Raw genomic sequence first — 16962 nt, forward strand, 5'->3', positions numbered from 1 at the left:
GAGTTCATGCCGCAGCGTAATTTCATGGGGTTGCAATCACCCCCTTCGTGCTATCTAGAACGACGGGAGAGTCGCGCGCGAAAAATTAGTTTAGCGCTAAACCAGTTTCGGGAGGATCTCATGGAAGAGCTGCGTCAGGACAACCTGCGTCAGTCGGCACTGGACTATCACGCCAAGCCGAAACCGGGAAAACTGGAAATCCGCGCGACGAAGCCGCTCGCCAACGGGCGCGATCTGGCCCGCGCCTATTCGCCGGGCGTGGCGGAGGCGAGCCTTGCCATCAAGGAAGATCCCGACACCGCACGCGACTACACCGCGCGAGGCAATCTGGTCGCCGTCGTCACCAACGGCTCGGCCGTGCTGGGCCTTGGCAATATCGGCCCGCTCGCCGCGAAGCCGGTGATGGAAGGCAAGGCGGTCCTGTTCAAGAAATTCGCCGATATCGACTGTTTCGATATCGAAGTCGCCGAGAAAGACCCCGAGAAGCTGGCCGAGATCGTCTGCGCGCTCGAGCCCTCCTTCGGCGCGATCAACCTCGAAGACATCAAGGCGCCCGACTGTTTCATCGTGGAGAAGATCTGCCGCGAGAAGATGAACATCCCGGTCTTTCACGACGACCAGCACGGCACCGCGATCGTGGTGGGCGCGGCTGCGACCAACGCGCTGCGCATCGCGAAGAAGAACTTCGAGGACATCAAGATCGTCTCGACCGGCGGCGGCGCGGCGGGCATCGCCTGCCTCAACATGCTGCTGAAACTGGGCGTGAAGCGCGAGAATGTCTGGCTCTGCGACATCGAGGGGCTGGTCTACAAGGGCCGCGAAGCTGACATGACGCCGCAAAAGGCGGACTATGCGCAGGACAGCGATCTGCGGACGCTCGACGAGGTGATCGAGGGCGCGGATATGTTCCTCGGCCTCTCCGGCCCCGGCGTACTGAAGCCCGAGATGGTGCAGAAGATGGCCAAGCAGCCGATCATTTTCGCGCTGGCGAACCCAAACCCGGAAATCCTGCCCGACGTGGCCCGCGAGGTCGCGCCCGATGCGATCATCGCGACCGGGCGCAGCGATTTCCCGAACCAGGTCAACAACGTGCTGTGCTTCCCCTTCATCTTCCGGGGCGCACTGGACGTGGGCGCGACCACGATCAACGACGAGATGCAGATCGCCTGCGTCGAGGGGATCGCCAAGCTCGCGCGGCAAACGACCTCCGCCGAGGCCGCTGCCGCCTATCGCGGCGAAAAGCTCACCTTCGGCGCGGATTACCTGATCCCGAAACCCTTCGATCCACGCCTGATCGGCATCGTCGCATCTGCCGTGGCGAAAGCCGCGATGGAGACCGGCGTGGCGGCCCGCCCGCTGGAAAATCTCGACAGCTACAAGGTTCAGCTCGACGGCTCGGTGTTCAAATCCGCGCTGCTGATGCGCCCGGTCTTCGATGCCGCCGCGACCGCAAGACGTCGCATCGTCTTCGCCGAAGGCGAGGATGAGCGCGTGCTGCGCGCCGCCAACGCGATGATCGAGGAGACCACCGACACGCCGATCCTGATCGGTCGTCCCGACGTGATCGAGATGCGCTGCGAACGGGCGGGCCTGCCGCTCGATCTAGGCGCGGTCGAGATCGTGAACCCGGAAAACGACCCGCGCTATCGCGACTATTGGGGCACCTATCACGAGTTGATGGCCCGGCGCGGCGTCACCCCCGATCTGGCGCGCGCGATCATGCGCACCAACTCCACCGCGATTGCCGGGGTCATGGTTCATCGCGAAGAAGCGGATTCGATGATCTGCGGCACGTTCGGGCAATATCTCTGGCACCTGAAATACGTGCGCGAAATCCTCGCCCGCGACGGGCTGCATGCCCAAGGCGCGCTGAGCCTGATGATCCTCGAGGATGGCCCGCTTTTTGTGGCCGACACCCATGTCCATCACGCGCCCACGCCCGAGCAGATCATGGAGACGGTCTGCGGCGCCGCGCGCCACGTCTCGCGCTTCGGTCTGAAGCCGAAGATCGCGCTGTGCTCGCATAGCCAGTTCGGCAATCTCGACAGCGACTCGGGCGAGCGGATGCGCGCCGCGATGAACCTGCTGATCCGGCGCGAGGTCAATTTCGACTTTGAGGGCGAGATGCATGTCGACGCGGCCCTAGATCCCGAGACCCGCGCCCGGCTGATGCCGAATTCGCGCTTCGAGGGGGCGGCGAACGTGCTGGTCTTCGCCAATACCGACGCGGCCTCGGGCGTGCGCAACATCCTCAAGATGAAAGCAGGCGGCCTCGAAGTCGGGCCGATCCTGATGGGGATGGGCAACAAGGCGCATATCGTGACGCCCTCGATCACCTCGCGCGGGTTGCTGAACATGTCGGCCATCGCGGGCACGCCGGTCGCACACTACAGCTGAGTCGCGTGCACCTGCGAAATTTGCAAACCCCTCCCGGGCTGCAAAGAAGCTGAATACTCGCCCGCAGTTTGCAAAAGTTTGCGGGCGATTTGTCGCGCTTTCTGCAAATTTTTTGGCGTCGCACCCGATTGTGCGCGGTAACATTCTTGCGCCAACGCGTTGCGCTTCGTAACACATCTCCAAATTCCTGAGGAGGAGATGTTCGCATGGGCTACAAAGAGGTCTATTCCGCCTGGCAGGCCGATCCCGAGAAATTCTGGATGGACGCCGCCGAGAAGATCGACTGGGACGAGAAGCCCTCGAAGGCCCTGTTTGACGGAAACGCGCCGCTCTACGAATGGTTCTCAGACGGGATGGTCAACACCTGCTGGAACGCGGTCGACCGCCATGTCGAGCAAGGGCGCGGCGATCAGATCGCGATCATGCATGAAAGCCCGATCACCCACTCGACAAAGGGCATCACCTACAAGGAATTGCAGACCCGTGTGGCCTCGCTCGCGGGCGCGCTGAAGATGCGCGGCGTCGAAAAGGGCGACCGCGTCATCATCTACATGCCGATGATCCCCGAGGCGCTGGAGGCGATGCTCGCTTGCGCCCGGATCGGCGCGGTCCATTCGGTCGTGTTCGGCGGCTTCGCGGCGCACGAGCTCGCGGTGCGGATCGACGACTGCACCCCCAAGGCGATCATCGCGGCAAGCTGCGGCCTCGAGCCCGGGCGCACCGTGCATTACAAACCGCTTCTGGACGAGGCGATCGAACAGGCCGAGCACAAGCCGGAATTCTGCGTCATCTTCCAGCGCGAACAGGAAGTGGCGAAGCTGATCGAGGGGCGCGACTTCTCGTGGCACGGCTTCCAATATGGCGTGAAACCCGCGGACTGCGTTCCGGTCGAGGGCAACCACCCGGTCTACATCCTCTACACCTCCGGCACGACCGGCCAACCCAAAGGCGTCGTGCGTCATACCGGCGGCCATCTCGTCGCGCTGCAATGGTCGATGAAGAACATCTACAATATCGAGGCGGGCGACCGGTTCTGGGCGGCCTCGGATGTCGGCTGGGTCGTGGGCCACTCCTACATCTGCTACGGCCCGCTGATCGCAGGCGCGACCACAGTGGTGTTCGAGGGCAAGCCGATCGGCACCCCGCATCCGGGCGTGTTCTGGCGGATCATTCAGAACAACCGCATCAAGAGCTTCTTCACCGCCCCCACGGCGCTGCGGGCGATCAAGCGCGAAGACCCGAACGGCGAGTGGATCAAACGCTACGCGCTGCACGATCTGCAGGCGCTGTTCCTTGCAGGCGAGCGGGCCGATCCCGCGACCGTCGAATGGGCGCAGAAACATCTCGGCGTGCCGGTGGTCGACCACTGGTGGCAGACCGAGACCGGCTGGGCGATCGCCGCGAACCCGATCGGGATCGAAGAGCTGCCGACCAAGGTAGGCAGCCCCTCGGTGCCGATGCCGGGCTACGACATTCAGGTGCTCGACGAGGGCGGCCACCCGGTCGAGACGGGCCAGCTTGGCGCCATCGCGATCAAGCTGCCGCTGCCTCCGGGCACGCTGCCGACGCTGTGGAACGCCGAGGCGCGTTTCAAGAAAAGCTACCTCGAGCAATTCCCCGGCTATTACGAGACGGGCGACGCGGGCTATGTCGACGAGGACGGCTATCTCTACATCATGGCGCGCACCGATGACGTCATCAACGTCGCGGGTCACCGCCTCTCGACCGGAGCGATGGAAGAGGTCCTTGCCGGGCATAGCGATGTCGCCGAATGCGCGGTGATCGGTGTGGCCGACGACCTGAAGGGCCAGACGCCGATGGGCTTCCTGTGCCTCAATTCGGGCTGCAACCGCCCGCATGGCGAGGTGATCAAGGAATGCGTGAGCCGGGTGCGCGAGCAGATCGGCCCGGTCGCGGCCTTCAAGCTCGCCACCGTGGTGGACCGTCTGCCGAAGACCCGCTCGGGCAAGATCCTGCGGGCCACGATGGTGAAGATCGCGGACGGGCAGGACTGGAAAATGCCCGCGACGATCGACGATCCCGCGATCCTCGACGAAATCACCGAGGCGCTGAAGGGGCTTGGCTATCCGAAGAAATAAGCCGAGCTTATCATAAGCAGAGCTCATTGTGAGCGACGCAGATAGGCACCACATCAAAAGTTTACGCCCGAGTTAAGAAGCCGCATCCACAATGGGTGCGGCTTTATGCTATTGTTTATGTTATCGAAGGTTAATTTGAGAACCGTACCCCGGAACCATCCATCGAGGGGTTATTTTGACGAACCGAAAGTTGCCCGATCCCGCTGCGCAGGAGCCATTCGCATCGTTGCGATGCGATCTCGGTCCTTTATGGCAGCACGATCTGCGCGCCGCGCTTGCAGATGTGATGTGCGGTCTGGATGCGGCGCTCGCCGATCCGGGCGGTCAAAGCACGCATGGACAATTGGAGCGCGCGCGCGAAGCGGCGAGCGATCTGGCCCAGCTGCTCGATCTGGACGGGGCGAAGGAATTTGCGCCCGCCGCGCCGAGCGATGACGCGGCAAGCAAGTTTTCCGACGCGTCCGAGGCAAGCCCCGCCCCTCCGCATTTGGTCATTGCCGACGCGCTCGAACGGGTGCGCCGCCGCTGGACAAGCGCGGCCCATGTTCGGGGCATGTCACTCGCGATCCACATGGCCCCCGATCTGCCGCCCGTTCTGGCGATCGATCGCGTGCCGCTCAACCGCATCTTCGCCAATCTGATGCGCAACGCGCTGTGTTATGCCCAGCGCGGCACGATCCACCTGTCGCTCGACTTCGACCCGACCGAGGGGCTGCTGCTGACCGTGCGCGACGAGGGCGATGGCTTCCCCGAGGATCGCCTGCGCGCGCCCGCCCGCGCAGGGCAGCGCAGCGAGCCCGCGACATTCCGCAACCCCGAGGGGCAAGGCCTGGGCCTCGCGATCTGTCACGCGCTGGTGGCAGAGGCCGGCGGCAAGATAGACCTCGCCAACGCGCCCGAAGGCGGGGCCGAAATCCGCGTGTCGCTCCCGGCCCGCCCCGTCGATATCAGCTCCACGATGCGCGATGCCCCCCTGCCCGATCTGAGCGGGTGGAACGTGCTCGTTGCCGATGACAGCGAGATGAGCCGCGCCGTGCTCGAACAATTCCTGAGCGCGATGGGCGCGCAGGTGACCGGGCTGCGTCGTGGCGACAGTGCGGCCGCGCAACTGCGGGCCGAACGCTTCGATCTCGCGGTGCTGGATGTCGAGATGCCCGGCTGCCGCGGCCCAGAGGTGATCGCCAGCATTCGCCGCTCCGGTCTGCCTTGGGCGGACCTGCCGATCATCCAGTGCAGCGGCTATCGCGACGTCGAGAAAGGCGCGGCCGATGCCTGCCTGATCAAGCCCGTATTGGGCCTGCAGCCGATCCTGCGCGCCTTGGAAGAGGCTGGTTGCATGACGACCGTGCCACGCGTAACTACGCCGCCGCGCGGTTTGCTCGCCCATCTGCGTCTTGCCGAGAAGGCATTGCCAGCGGGGCTCGGGCAGGAACTGATCGCCGATCTCGAGACGGTACGTCACGGGCTGTCGCTCGCCCTGCCCCCTTTCGACCTCTGCGCCCTGCAATTGCTGAGCCACAAGCTCAGTGCGGTGGCCGGAGTGGCGGGGGATCACCCCCTTTCGCGGCACGCACGCGCGCTTGACAGTGCAACCCGACATGGGACTTATGAAGACATTCAAGACCTTGGCCGGGTCGCCCTCATTTTCATCGACCGGCTGATAGCCACCACCCGAAATAATTTGAACGCGAAGACTGATTTACAGCATGAGAACTAGTGACTCCGATACGACCACCCCGGACAGGGATACCAGCTCCAAGACGGATAGTCCGCAATACGGCCTCAGTCGAAACGGGCGGAACAGCGTCGACACCGAGACCGAACATTTTCTATTGATCGAAGATGTGGGATCGCTCCGGGCGATCTATGACGCCTATCTGCGCAACGCCGGCTTCATCACCCATCTCGCGGCAAGCGCCGAGGAAGGGATGCGAATCTTCCGCGACAACCCAATCCGTATGGTGCTGTTGGACCTGATGCTGCCCGATCGCGACGGCGACACGCTGATCGCCGAAATGCTGGCCCTGCGCCCCTATGCGGCGATCATCGCGGTCACTGCCGACCGCTCGATCGATCGCGCGGTGCGGGCGATGCAGGAGGGCGCGATCGACTTCCTCGTCAAACCGATCGACGAACCTCGCCTCAGAAGCGCCATTGAGAGCGCGCGCAGCCTGTCGCTGCGTTCGGACTTCGACGACGCGAGCGCCAGCGAGGAGACGGTCGGGGATTTCGTCGGTAACGCGCCGCAGATGCGGGCGCTCTACGCCCGGACCCGAGCTGCCGCCCGCTCGACCGCGCCTGTCTATATCTGGGGCGAGAGCGGCACCGGGAAGGAGCTTTGCGCCCAGGCGGTTCACGCCACGAGCCCCCGCGCCGATGGTCCCTTCATTGCGCTCGATTGCGGCGCACTGGCCGCCGAACGCGTCGACAGCGAACTCTTCGGCCATAACCGCGGGGCCTTCCCGGGCGCTTTGGAGGACAAGGACGGTGCACTTCTCGCCGCCGATGGTGGCACGCTTCTGCTCGACAATATCTGCGAACTTGCCCCCACCGCGCAGATCAAGCTGCTCCGGTTCCTACAGAGCGGCCAAGTCAAACCGCTCGGCGCCAGCCAACCGGTCGACGTCAATGTGCGGATCGTCTGCGCGGCCAAGAGCTCGCCTAGCGTCATGCTGCAAAACGCTGTGCTCCGCGAGGATCTCTATTACCGGCTGATGGTGCTCACGATCGAGATGCCGCCGCTGCGGATGCACCGCGAGGATATCGGCCCTCTGGCGCGGATGGCGCTGGAGCGGTTCGCCTCCGAGGAGCAGCGCGACTTCAGCGAGATCGAACCTGAGGCCATCACCCGCCTGGAGGACCGGCCGTGGCCCGGCAACGTCCGCCAACTGATGAACGTCATCCGCGCGGCGATCGTGATGCATGACGGGCCGGTGCTGCGCACTCATATGCTGCCGGAATTCGATCCGACGACGAGCCGTGCCGCGCCCACTACCGCCCCGGCGGTCGATCCTTTCGTGGACCGCACCCTGGCCGAGATCGAACGTGCGGCGATAGAGGCCGCGATCAATCGGCATGACGGATCGATCCCGCGCGCTGCGCTGGAACTGGGGGTCGCGCCCTCTACGATCTATCGCAAGCGCGACGCGTGGCTGTCGAAGGGCTGAGCTTCAGGCGAACTGTTCGCGCATCAACCGCTCTTCGAGCCCGTGACCGGGGTCGAAGAGGATGCAATGCTCGATCTCCGGCTCGGAGCGGACCTCGACCCATTTGACCGGCTTGACCGAGCGACTGTCCGCATCGGCCATGACCGGGCGCTTGTCGGGTTCGAGAATATCGAAGCGCACCAGCGCGGAGGATGGCAGGATCGCGCCCTGCCACCGCCGCGGCCGGAAGCTCGCGATGCCGGTCAGTGCCAGCACGTCCGAGCCGATCGGCAGGATCGGCCCGTGCGCGGAGAAGTTATAGGCGGTCGATCCGGCGGGGGTGGAGACGATCGCGCCGTCGCAGACCAGCTCCTGCATCCGCACCTTGCCGTTGATCGAGATCTTCAGTTTCGCCGCCTGCGGACCTGCGCGCAGCAGCGAGACCTCGTTGATGGCGAGCGCCTCATGCAGCAACCCGTCCTGCGTCTCGGCCTTCATCGACAGCGGATTGATCACCGCCTGCTCCGCCGCCTCAAGTCGCGCGGGCAGATCGTCCGCGACATAGTCGTTCATCAGGAAGCCGACCGAGCCACGATTCATCCCGTAAACCGGCAGCCCCGTGCCCTCGTGCAGGCATTGCAGCATGAACCCGTCACCGCCAAGCGCCACGATCACATCGGCCGCATAGCGCGGCACCTGCCCGTAGCGCGCGACCAGATCGGCCTGCGCCGCCTGCGCCGTCTCGGCGTGGGAGGCCGCGAAATGGATATGGGTATACTGGTTCGCCACGGCGCGTTCCTCCTGCATGTCCAAGGTGTTGCAAGGGCTTGGACGAAAGACAAGCGTCAATCCGGCGCGGAAATGACCGATTTGGTCGTTTGTCTGCTTTCAGCCCTGTGAAATCTGCGCTAAACGGTCGGCGACCGGATCTTTGCGAGGAATGGCCATGAAAGACCAACGCGATGCGGGCTTCTTCACCGAAAGCCTCTCCAGCCGTGACCCCGAACTCTTCAAGTCGATCACCGATGAACTCGGTCGCCAGCGCGACGAGATCGAACTGATCGCCTCGGAAAACATCGTCTCGAAGGCGGTGATGGAGGCGCAGGGTTCGGTGATGACGAACAAATACGCCGAAGGGTACCCGGGCAAGCGCTACTATGGCGGCTGCCAATATGTCGACGTCGCGGAGAACCTCGCGATCGATCGCGCCAAGGAGCTGTTCGGCTGCGAATTCGCCAACGTCCAGCCGAACTCGGGCTCGCAGGCGAACCAGGGCGTGTTCACCGCGCTCGTGAAGCCGGGCGACACCATCCTCGGCATGAGCCTCGATGCGGGCGGCCACCTGACCCACGGCGCCAAGCCGAACCAGTCGGGCAAGTGGTTCAACGCGGTGCAATACGGCGTGCGCAAGCAAGACAGCCTGCTGGACTACGATCAGGTCCGCGAACTGGCGCTCGCACACAAGCCGAAGCTGATCATCGCGGGCGGCTCGGCCATTCCGCGTCAGATCGACTTCGCCAAGTTCCGCGAGATCGCGGATGAGATCGGCGCGTATCTGATGGTCGACATGGCCCACTTCGCGGGTCTCGTGGCGGGCGGTCAGCACCCCTCGCCCTTCCCCTATGCCGATGTCGCGACCACCACGACGCACAAGACCCTGCGCGGTCCGCGTGGCGGCATGATCCTCACCAACAACGAGGAGATCGCGAAGAAGGTGAACTCGGCGATCTTCCCGGGCATCCAGGGCGGTCCGCTGATGCATGTCATCGCCGGCAAGGCCGTGGCCTTCGGCGAGGCGCTGCGCCCCGGGTTCAAGGACTACGCCGCTCAGGTCGTGAAGAACGCTCAGGCGCTGGCCGACGAGCTGATGAAGGGTGGCCTCGATATCGTCACCGGCGGCACGGACACCCACGTGATGCTGGTCGACCTGCGTCCGAAAGGCGTGAAGGGCAACGCGACCGAGAAGGCTCTGGGCCGCGCGCATATCACCTGCAACAAGAACGGCATCCCGTTCGACCCGGAAAAGCCGATGGTCACCTCGGGCATCCGTCTGGGCACCCCGGCGGGCACCACCCGTGGCTTCGGCGAGGAAGAGTTCCGCGAGATCGCACGCCTGATCGTCGAAGTGGTCGACGGGCTCGCCGCGAATGGCGAAGAGGGCAATGGCGAGGTCGAAGAGGCCGTGAAAGCCAAGGTCGCGACCCTGCTTAGCGGCTTCCCGATCTACCCCGAACTGTGATCCGGTTTCGAGATTGAATTGAAGGCCCCCGCGATCCGGGGGCCTTTTTCATGTCTAGGATCGTGACCCGATCAGATTGCCCCGGTCCAGACCATCGCGGCCAGCAAGGTGCCGCCCACGATCACCACGATCACGGCGATCGAACTGGCAAGGCCAAGCACCGCAGCGCGCAGCCGCTCCGCCGCACCCAGCGGTTCGAGATAGTCGCGACAGGTCGCGAAAGCGCCCTCCACCCTTCGGGCATCCAGTTGCCGGGCGATCTTGGGCGCGTGCGCTTTGCGCTCGGCATCGACCAGCACCAGCGCCGCCTTGCGCACCTTGCGCGGCAGCGCCCGGGCCCGCGAGGCGACCCGCGCCTCGAGCGTCGGCCCCTTCGCCCCCAGCCGCTGCGCCAGAAGCCTCGAGACCTGCCCCACCATCTGATTGATCTTCTCCGGCCCCATCCGGCCCTCTCCCTTACGCCGCGTTCAGCAATACCGCACCGGACGCTATCCGCCGCGCGCGATCAGCGCAACTGCGCGCATGGCCGCAGATTTTTTCGCATCCGCTCTGGAAGCGCCCCGGGAGGCGATCTAGCTTAGGCGCCATGTTGAACACGACCCCCTACACCTCCGACAGCAATCCCGGCGCGCGACCGCTGATCATCGCCCCCGGTCTTTTCGGATCGGCCCGGAACTGGAACGCGATCGCCAAGCGGCTGAGCGCGGACCGCCCCGTCATCGCGCTCGATATGCGCAATCATGGCGACAGCTTCTGGGACGACGATCACAGCTATCAGGCGATGGCAGGCGATATCGCCGAGGTGATCGAGGCGAATGGCGGGGTCGCGGATGTGCTGGGCCATTCGATGGGCGGCAAGGCGGCGATGACCCTCGCCCTGACGCAGCCGCAACTCGTCGCGCATCTCATCGTCGCGGATATCGCGCCCGAAAACTACGATCATGGCGACAACCACAGCGCGCTGATCGAGGCGATGCAGGGGATGGATATCAGCGACCTCACCTCTCGCTCCGCCGCGGACGAGCGGCTGGGAGAGCAGGTCTTCGATCCGGGCACCCGTGCCTTCCTGCTGCAATCGCTGGTGCTGCGCGACGGCCCGCCGCGCTGGAAGTTCAACCTTGCCGCGCTGAAGGCGAATATGGACGACATCCTCGGCTGGCCCGAGGCGCTGGAGGGCAAGCAGTACGACGGCCCGACGCTGTTCTTGTCGGGCGCGGACTCGCATTACGTGCGGCCGGAAATGCACGACCGTATCCGCGGCTTCTTCCCGCAGGCGCGTTTCGAGGAAATCGACAATGCGGGGCACTGGCTGCACGCCGAGAAGCCCCGCGAGTTCGAAGCCGACGTGGCGCGTTTCCTCGACTCGACGAGTTGAGGAAACCGCGCCGCTGCGATCACGCGCCCGGCTTCATCATCCGCCGGATCAGGTGATCACGCTTGACGTACTGGTGATAGAGCGCGGCTGCCACATGCAGCCCGGCCAGCCACAGCAACAGGGTCGTCAGGATCGAGTGCGTCTCGGCCGCCCATCCCAGCTGCCCGTAATAGGCTACGAGGCCCGCAATCGGGATCAGGAACAGCAGCGCGTAGAGCAACCAGTGGACTGCGGCCGCGCCGCGCCGGAAAATGGCGGGATCGTTCTCCGGCGGCTCGGGCGTGCCGTGGCTCGCGCGCAGTATCAGGCGCCAGATCGCAAGCGCGAGCACCGCGATACCGAGGACGATGTGACCATAGGTCAGCACCCCGGCGCTCGCCGATCCGCTCTCCATGAGATCGTGGAAGGTGTGCCCCATCGCGTCATTGAACAGATACTGGACGATGAGCAGCAGGACGACGGCCCAGTGGAGCCAAATCTGGGTTTTCGAATAACCGGGAGCGTAGGACATATTACCTCTTTGAATTGACGAAACGCCGCCGCGCCTCGCCGGACTAGCGCGGCGAAGGCGCAGAGGTTCCGCCCTTCACGAAGTTGGGATTTTCCCGACGCCTGTGCCGCGCCGCGCCGTCAGGCGTTTTCGCGGATCATTTTGGCGATATACCACGCAACTGGCACGGCGACGAGGAACCCGATTACCGCGGAGACGATCATCGCGTTGGTGGTGAACATGTTCATCGTCAGCGCGGCAGTGATGAGGATACCCGCGAGGGTCGGTCCGACGAGGGCGTAGATGATACCGAAGAGGCGCATGTCTGATCTCCATTGAGCGGCGCATTTCGGTGGTCAGACTGACTCCGATCACGCGGATGTGACCTTGATCCGCATCAAGTCCGCGCGGTCGCCGCTGCGGCAGGGCGTCGCATCAGCAATCGAGCTGGAAGCGCGCCTCCCCCGTATCGCCGGGCAGCGAGGGCGATCGGTAGAGCCCTCCCGCCGGTCCCGCCACCGTACAGCCCGAGACCTTCTCTGCCGCGCGGATCATCAGCGGCGGCACGCGCCCCCGCTCTGCCCGGCGCAGAAAGCCCATGCGCACCACCTCCGCCCGTTCTCCCTTGAGGAAGACGACGAACTCGATGCCGTCGAGCGTGACCGTATGCCGTGATGCCCCGAAGAACTGCGGCGCCGGAGAGGCGCAGCCCGCGAGAAGGCCAAGAATAAGGAAAAATGGGGCTTTAGACATTGAAAGGCTCCGGGGAGGGACAACCCGGAGCCTTTCAGAGCTTAATTAACAAGAAGTTAACCAGCTCGGGCGGAGTGTGCGGCCCCCGCGAGGGACAAAGCAGGGGCCGCAAGACCGTTCTGACAGGGATCATGCCTGGCGGGGCGGCCAGAACGGGTCATTCCTTTTTATCCGCCGCTCGGTCCAGAGACCTGCGGGAATTCCTAAGACAATCCCGACGATCACGGCGAACGCGAATTCCTGCCATCCGACAAAGCCGAAAGTCAGAGCTGCGATCACCACGACCCCGGTCACGACGAGGGCCGAGAGGGCGGCGAGGAATAAGCGCAGAGGCTTCTTCATTCGGGCTCTCCCTTATGTGTTCGAGGGCAAAACGCCGCTCCTTGCCTCCAGTTCCACGGAACCGTAAATTTTTTCGTACGTTGGCCGGTGATGGCTTAATAGGAGAGCGAAAGAGATGACGAAATCGGTTCAAATGGCGGCAATGACCGTAATCCTTCTGGGCCTCGCGGCCTGCAACACCGTGCAAGGCGCAGGTCAGGACCTGTCCGTTGCAGGCAACACGATCGCGGGCGAGGCGCGTCAGGCGCGCTAAATTCCAAGCCTGACAGCCAAACGAAAAAGTCAAAGGCCCCGGAGTTTTCCGGGGCCTTTTTTTCTCACCTCTGACGTCAGGGACACGCCTGGCTCAGTAATTCACATGAGCGACGCGGTCTTTCATCGACTCGCCCGGGTCCGACGAGAGCAGGATCTTCGCGCCCGCGACCAGCGCGTTGCCGCTGTCCCAGATCTCGGCCTGATCCGGATCGAAGCGCAGCAGCACCAGCTTCGGGTCGTCCTTGCCCTCGTACCAGGCGCCGATGAAGGGGTTCCATAGCCGCTCCACGACCGTGGGGTCAGTATTCTCGGTCAGACGCCCCGTGACGGTCGCGAAGACCTTGTGGCCCTTGTCCGAGAAGGTGAACATCGCCCCTGCTCAGGGGGCCAGCCCGTCCATCAATTCCGTGTCGCGCGCGGTGAAGAACCACACAGGGCCGGGCTTCTCCTCGACGATCGCCGTCATCGGGCGCGGCGCTGCCGTCTCGACGCCGGCCCGCGCCAGCATCACGGTGCGATCCGAGTCGAGCGCATCCCAGAAATCTTTCTCGATCTTGGCTTGGTCGGTCATGTCGTTTCCTCCTGAAATAGGTCTGGGAGGAGAACGTGGGGGTGGCGCGCCATGTTCCTCAGAAAGACTGGAGCCCTGCCCTTCCGGCGCGGGCTTCAAAACGAAAAGGCCCGGCGCAATCGCCGGGCCATATTCGTCAACTTCGCGGAAGATCACTCATCCATCTTCAGCGCCGCGATAAACGCGCTCTGCGGGATTTCGACCTTCCCGAACTGGCGCATCTTCTTCTTACCGGCTTTCTGCTTTTCCAGCAGCTTCTTCTTCCGGCTCGCGTCGCCGCCGTAGCATTTCGCGGTCACGTCCTTGCGCATAGCCGACAGAGTCTCGCGCGCGATCACGCGGCCACCGATGGCGGCCTGGATCGGGATCTTGAACATGTGGCGCGGGATCAGGTCTTTCAGCTTCTCGCACATCGCGCGGCCGCGGGCCTCGGCACGGTCGCGGTGGACCATGATCGAGAGCGCATCGACCGGCTCGTCATTCACCAGAATCGACATCTTCACGAGGTAATCCTCGCGATATTCGGTGATCTGGTAATCGAAGCTGGCGTACCCCTTGGTGACCGATTTCAGGCGGTCATAGAAGTCGAACACGACCTCGGCGAGCGGCAGGTCATAGACGACCATCGCGCGGCCACCGACATAGGTCAGGTCCTGCTGGATGCCGCGACGGTCCTGACAGAGCTTGAGCACGTCGCCCAGATATTCGTCTGGCACGAGGATCGTCGCCTTGATGCGCGGCTCCTCGATGTGATCGACATAGGTCAGGTCGGGCATGTCGGCGGGGTTGTGAAGCTCGATCACCTCCCCGTCCTTCATGTGGATCTTGAACACGACCGAGGGCGCGGTGGTGATCAGGTCCAGATCGTATTCCCGCTCCAGACGGTCGCGCACCACTTCGAGGTGCAACAGCCCGAGGAAGCCGCAGCGGAAGCCGAAGCCGAGCGCTGCCGAGGTTTCCATCTCCGCCGAGAAGCTCGCATCGTTCAGCTGCAGTTTCTCGATCGCGTCGCGCAGCGCCTCGAAATCATTCGCATCGACCGGGAAGAGGCCGCAGAACACGACCGGGATCGAGGGTTTGAAGCCCGGCAGCGCCTTGGCGCAGGGCTTCTTCTCATGGGTGATCGTGTCGCCGACCTTGGTGTCGCGCACCTGTTTGATCGAAGCGGTGAAGACCCCGATCTCGCCGGGGCCCAGCTCGTCGATATTGACCATCGCGGGTTTCAGAACGGCGAGGCGGTCGAGCTTGTAGGCAGCCCCCGTCTTCATCATCTTGATCTGATCGCCCTTCTTGATCACGCCATCCATGACGCGGATCAGAACCACGACGCCCAGATAGGGGTCATACCACGAATCCACCAGCATCGCTTTCAGCGGCGCGTCGCGGTCGCCCTGCGGGGCGGGTAGACGATGCACGATTGCTTCCAGAACGTCGGGAATGCCCAGACCGGTCTTCGCGGAAATCTCGACGGCATCCGAAGCGTCAATCCCGATCACGTCCTCGATCTGCTCCTTCACGCGCTCGGGCTCTGCCGCGGGCAGGTCGATCTTGTTCAGGACCGGGACGATCTCGTGATCCGCGTCGATCGCCTGATAGACGTTGGCCAGCGTCTGCGCCTCGACGCCTTGCGAGGCATCGACGACCAGCAGCGAGCCCTCGACCGCCTGCATCGAGCGCGAGACTTCATAGGCGAAGTCCACGTGACCAGGGGTGTCGATCAGGTTCAGCACATAGGTTTTGCCATCCTTGGCGGGATAGTCGATCCGCACCGAGTTGGCCTTGATCGTGATGCCGCGCTCTCGCTCGATATCCATCGCGTCGAGGAGTTGGTCCTTCATATCGCGTTCGGCCACGGTACCGGTCAGCTGGATCAGCCGGTCGGCGAGCGTGGATTTACCGTGGTCGATATGCGCCACGATGGAGAAATTGCGGATGCGATCAAGATCAGTCATGGGCGCGCGTATACAGGGGAAAAAGCGGGCCGGGAAGAGGGATTGAACGCCATCTGCCATTGACCTCGGCCCGGTCGCGTCCGACATATCCCTGAGACACGAAACACGGGAGACGCAAGATGATCTATTCCGTTCCGAACATGACCTGCGGGCACTGCAAAGCCTCGGTCGAGGCCGCGATCGAAGAGGTCGGCGGCAAGGCCGATGTCTATCTGGAAGATCGCGAGGTCGAGGTGGAAGGGCTGCCCGAATCCACCGTGATCAGCGCCCTGAAAGGCGCAGGCTACGAGGCCACCCCGGTCGAAGAGTAATCCGGAGGGCTGACGCCATCCAGATGTAGTGGGCCCGTGCACGCGCAACGCGACGGCTAGAAAACGGGTTCCCTCCCCTGCCCCGAACCGGCGGAATCCTGCCTGTTTTGTTGCCCGCTTTTTGAATTTGAGTTAGAATCGCGGACAAATGAGCAGGCAGGATCGGCAAACACATGCCGGCCGCAACGACAAAGGGGCAGTAGATGATTTTCAAGACCACACTCGGACTCTGTGCATTCTCGGGCGCCATGGCGCTTGCTTCGATGGCTTCGGCCGGGCCGATCGACAACGCGTGTCAGAAAGCGGGCCGCGCCAGCAATCCCGGCACCTGCGGCTGCATCCAGCAAGTCGCGGACATGACGTTGAGCCATCGCGACCAGCGCCGCGCCGCCAGCTTCTTCCACGATCCCGACCGCGCGCAGGAAGTGCGCATGTCCGACCGCCAGTCGGATTCGGACTTCTGGGACCGCTACAAGAATTTCGCCGCGACGGCGGAAGGCTTCTGCAAATAAGCGGATGATCGGCGGCGCGCGGTCTACTGCCCGCGCCGCTTTTCTTCCTCATCGGCCAGCAGGTCGGCGATCAACTGATCCGCGCCCGCCTCGATCAGATCGAGGGCTCCATCGAAATTGCGGGTGAAATAGGGATCGGGCACATCGCGCGGCCCCTCCGGCCCGTCGATGAACATCTGCACCTGAGCGCGCATCTCGCGCGGCGCCCCGTCGAGCGCATCGCGCAGGTTATTCTCATCCATCGCGAGGATCACATCGAACCCGTCGTAATCGGCGGGCTGGATCTGACGTGCGCGCAGGCTCCGCATGTCGTAGCCTCGCGCTTCCGCCGCCGCGATCATCGGATCGTAGGGCGGCTCTCCGAGATGCCAGGTGCCGGTGCCTGCACTGTCGAACTCGATATCGAGCCCGGCCGCGGCGGCCTTGTGACGGGTCACCGCTTCGGCGGCGGGCGAGCGGCAGATATTGCCAAGGCAGAGAAAGAGGATACGCATAGGGGAAGTGATAACGGAGGGCGCAG

19 protein-coding genes are annotated in these 16962 nt (G+C 63.8%); 9 read left to right on the forward strand and 10 right to left on the reverse strand.

Features of this window, described 5'->3' with window-relative positions; genetic code table 11:
- Nucleotides 1–120 precede the first annotated feature (120 nt).
- From AKL02_RS17130 to AKL02_RS17145, 4 genes are all read left to right on the forward strand, one after another.
- A complete protein-coding gene (locus tag AKL02_RS17130; protein WP_083078362.1) occupies nt 121–2397 on the forward strand; it encodes an NADP-dependent malic enzyme in 2277 nt (758 codons plus the stop codon).
- 206 nt (nt 2398–2603) lie between these two features.
- Nucleotides 2604–4496 (forward strand): propionyl-CoA synthetase, encoded by a 1893-nt coding sequence (locus AKL02_RS17135; protein WP_083078361.1) that lies wholly within the window; start codon nt 2604–2606, stop codon nt 4494–4496.
- Nucleotides 4497–4671: 175 nt separating this feature from the next.
- Nucleotides 4672–6213: a hybrid sensor histidine kinase/response regulator gene (locus tag AKL02_RS17140; protein WP_133051972.1), complete on the forward strand. Its 1542-nt coding sequence runs from the start codon at nt 4672–4674 to the stop codon at nt 6211–6213.
- Nucleotides 6203–7663 (forward strand): sigma-54-dependent transcriptional regulator, encoded by a 1461-nt coding sequence (locus tag AKL02_RS17145; protein WP_083078359.1) that lies wholly within the window; start codon nt 6203–6205, stop codon nt 7661–7663. The genes AKL02_RS17140 and AKL02_RS17145 overlap by 11 nt, the downstream gene beginning before the upstream one ends.
- Nucleotides 7664–7666: 3 nt before the next feature.
- Here AKL02_RS17145 and AKL02_RS17150 read toward each other — a convergent pair whose 3' ends face one another.
- Nucleotides 7667–8431, reverse strand: a complete 765-nt coding sequence (locus AKL02_RS17150; RefSeq protein ID WP_232621656.1) for an NAD kinase — start codon at nt 8429–8431, stop codon at nt 7667–7669.
- Nucleotides 8432–8588: 157 nt separating this feature from the next.
- Here AKL02_RS17150 and glyA point away from each other — a divergent pair, with 157 nt between their 5' ends.
- A complete protein-coding gene (gene glyA / locus AKL02_RS17155) occupies nt 8589–9881 on the forward strand; it encodes a serine hydroxymethyltransferase (RefSeq protein WP_078522502.1) in 1293 nt (430 codons plus the stop codon).
- A 71-nt stretch (nt 9882–9952) separates the two neighbouring features.
- On the opposite strand, the gene AKL02_RS17160 is transcribed toward glyA, so the two are convergent.
- Nucleotides 9953–10324 (reverse strand): hypothetical protein, encoded by a 372-nt coding sequence (locus AKL02_RS17160; protein WP_083078357.1) that lies wholly within the window; start codon nt 10322–10324, stop codon nt 9953–9955.
- A 143-nt stretch (nt 10325–10467) separates the two neighbouring features.
- Here AKL02_RS17160 and AKL02_RS17165 point away from each other — a divergent pair, with 143 nt between their 5' ends.
- Complete coding sequence (locus tag AKL02_RS17165) at nt 10468–11256, forward strand: alpha/beta fold hydrolase (protein WP_083078356.1); 789 nt, start codon at nt 10468–10470, stop codon at nt 11254–11256.
- Between the two features lie 19 nt (nt 11257–11275).
- Here AKL02_RS17165 and AKL02_RS17170 read toward each other — a convergent pair whose 3' ends face one another.
- The 4 genes from AKL02_RS17170 to AKL02_RS17185 all read right to left on the reverse strand — a co-directional run bounded on the left by AKL02_RS17170 (nt 11276) and on the right by AKL02_RS17185 (nt 12841).
- Nucleotides 11276–11767: a cytochrome b gene (locus AKL02_RS17170; RefSeq protein WP_083078355.1), complete on the reverse strand. Its 492-nt coding sequence runs from the start codon at nt 11765–11767 to the stop codon at nt 11276–11278.
- A 119-nt stretch (nt 11768–11886) separates the two neighbouring features.
- The gene (locus AKL02_RS17175) at nt 11887–12069 is read right to left on the reverse strand and encodes a hypothetical protein (RefSeq protein ID WP_078522498.1); all 183 of its coding nucleotides are present in this window, start codon (nt 12067–12069) and stop codon (nt 11887–11889) included.
- A gap of 112 nt (nt 12070–12181) precedes the next feature.
- Nucleotides 12182–12499, reverse strand: a complete 318-nt coding sequence (locus tag AKL02_RS17180) for a hypothetical protein (RefSeq protein WP_083078354.1) — start codon at nt 12497–12499, stop codon at nt 12182–12184.
- Nucleotides 12500–12628: 129 nt separating this feature from the next.
- Entirely contained in the window at nt 12629–12841 is a 213-nt protein-coding gene (locus AKL02_RS17185) for a hypothetical protein (protein WP_078549035.1), read from the reverse strand.
- Between the two features lie 115 nt (nt 12842–12956).
- On the opposite strand from AKL02_RS17185, the gene AKL02_RS17190 reads away from it, so the two are divergent.
- Nucleotides 12957–13094: an entericidin A/B family lipoprotein gene (locus AKL02_RS17190; protein ID WP_108722389.1), complete on the forward strand. Its 138-nt coding sequence runs from the start codon at nt 12957–12959 to the stop codon at nt 13092–13094.
- A gap of 93 nt (nt 13095–13187) precedes the next feature.
- On the opposite strand, the gene AKL02_RS17195 is transcribed toward AKL02_RS17190, so the two are convergent.
- From AKL02_RS17195 to lepA, 3 genes are all read right to left on the reverse strand, one after another.
- Nucleotides 13188–13466 (reverse strand): pyridoxamine 5'-phosphate oxidase family protein, encoded by a 279-nt coding sequence (locus AKL02_RS17195; protein WP_198453209.1) that lies wholly within the window; start codon nt 13464–13466, stop codon nt 13188–13190.
- A gap of 9 nt (nt 13467–13475) precedes the next feature.
- Nucleotides 13476–13667 carry a pyridoxamine 5'-phosphate oxidase family protein gene (locus AKL02_RS17200; RefSeq protein WP_198453210.1) on the reverse strand — a complete coding sequence of 64 codons (192 nt, stop codon included), beginning with the start codon at nt 13665–13667 and terminating at the stop codon, nt 13476–13478.
- A 152-nt stretch (nt 13668–13819) separates the two neighbouring features.
- Nucleotides 13820–15619, reverse strand: a complete 1800-nt coding sequence (gene lepA, locus AKL02_RS17205) for a translation elongation factor 4 (protein ID WP_083078353.1) — start codon at nt 15617–15619, stop codon at nt 13820–13822.
- Between the two features lie 119 nt (nt 15620–15738).
- Between lepA and AKL02_RS17210 the strand changes: the two genes are divergently transcribed.
- Both AKL02_RS17210 and AKL02_RS17215 read left to right on the forward strand, forming a co-directional pair.
- Complete coding sequence (locus AKL02_RS17210) at nt 15739–15930, forward strand: heavy-metal-associated domain-containing protein (protein WP_075773932.1); 192 nt, start codon at nt 15739–15741, stop codon at nt 15928–15930.
- Between the two features lie 203 nt (nt 15931–16133).
- Nucleotides 16134–16442 carry a hypothetical protein gene (locus AKL02_RS17215; RefSeq protein WP_078522492.1) on the forward strand — a complete coding sequence of 103 codons (309 nt, stop codon included), beginning with the start codon at nt 16134–16136 and terminating at the stop codon, nt 16440–16442.
- Between the two features lie 23 nt (nt 16443–16465).
- On the opposite strand, the gene AKL02_RS17220 is transcribed toward AKL02_RS17215, so the two are convergent.
- Entirely contained in the window at nt 16466–16936 is a 471-nt protein-coding gene (locus AKL02_RS17220; protein ID WP_078542237.1) for a low molecular weight protein-tyrosine-phosphatase, read from the reverse strand.
- Between the last annotated feature and the right edge of the window lie 26 nt (nt 16937–16962).

The sequence above is a fragment of the Thioclava electrotropha genome (genome assembly GCF_002085925.2).
In the GTDB taxonomy this organism is placed as follows: Bacteria; Pseudomonadota; Alphaproteobacteria; order Rhodobacterales; family Rhodobacteraceae; genus Thioclava; species Thioclava electrotropha.

Bases quoted from the DNA above. Each gene is read 5' to 3' on its own strand.
- AKL02_RS17130 (WP_083078362.1), top strand. From the start codon at position 121: ATGGAAGAGCTGCGTCAGGACAACCTGCGTCAGTCGGCACTGGACTAT.
- AKL02_RS17135 (WP_083078361.1), top strand. From the start codon at position 2,604: ATGGGCTACAAAGAGGTCTATTCCGCCTGGCAGGCCGATCCCGAGAAA.
- AKL02_RS17145 (WP_083078359.1), top strand. From the start codon at position 6,203: ATGAGAACTAGTGACTCCGATACGACCACCCCGGACAGGGATACCAGC.
- glyA (WP_078522502.1), top strand. From the start codon at position 8,589: ATGAAAGACCAACGCGATGCGGGCTTCTTCACCGAAAGCCTCTCCAGC.
- AKL02_RS17160 (WP_083078357.1), bottom strand. From the start codon at position 10,324: ATGGGGCCGGAGAAGATCAATCAGATGGTGGGGCAGGTCTCGAGGCTT.
- AKL02_RS17165 (WP_083078356.1), top strand. From the start codon at position 10,468: ATGTTGAACACGACCCCCTACACCTCCGACAGCAATCCCGGCGCGCGA.
- AKL02_RS17170 (WP_083078355.1), bottom strand. From the start codon at position 11,767: ATGTCCTACGCTCCCGGTTATTCGAAAACCCAGATTTGGCTCCACTGG.
- AKL02_RS17175 (WP_078522498.1), bottom strand. From the start codon at position 12,069: ATGCGCCTCTTCGGTATCATCTACGCCCTCGTCGGACCGACCCTCGCG.
- AKL02_RS17180 (WP_083078354.1), bottom strand. From the start codon at position 12,499: ATGTCTAAAGCCCCATTTTTCCTTATTCTTGGCCTTCTCGCGGGCTGC.
- AKL02_RS17185 (WP_078549035.1), bottom strand. From the start codon at position 12,841: ATGAAGAAGCCTCTGCGCTTATTCCTCGCCGCCCTCTCGGCCCTCGTC.
- AKL02_RS17190 (WP_108722389.1), top strand. From the start codon at position 12,957: ATGACGAAATCGGTTCAAATGGCGGCAATGACCGTAATCCTTCTGGGC.
- AKL02_RS17195 (WP_198453209.1), bottom strand. From the start codon at position 13,466: ATGTTCACCTTCTCGGACAAGGGCCACAAGGTCTTCGCGACCGTCACG.
- AKL02_RS17200 (WP_198453210.1), bottom strand. From the start codon at position 13,667: ATGACCGACCAAGCCAAGATCGAGAAAGATTTCTGGGATGCGCTCGAC.
- lepA (WP_083078353.1), bottom strand. From the start codon at position 15,619: ATGACTGATCTTGATCGCATCCGCAATTTCTCCATCGTGGCGCATATC.
- AKL02_RS17210 (WP_075773932.1), top strand. From the start codon at position 15,739: ATGATCTATTCCGTTCCGAACATGACCTGCGGGCACTGCAAAGCCTCG.
- AKL02_RS17215 (WP_078522492.1), top strand. From the start codon at position 16,134: ATGATTTTCAAGACCACACTCGGACTCTGTGCATTCTCGGGCGCCATG.
- AKL02_RS17220 (WP_078542237.1), bottom strand. From the start codon at position 16,936: ATGCGTATCCTCTTTCTCTGCCTTGGCAATATCTGCCGCTCGCCCGCC.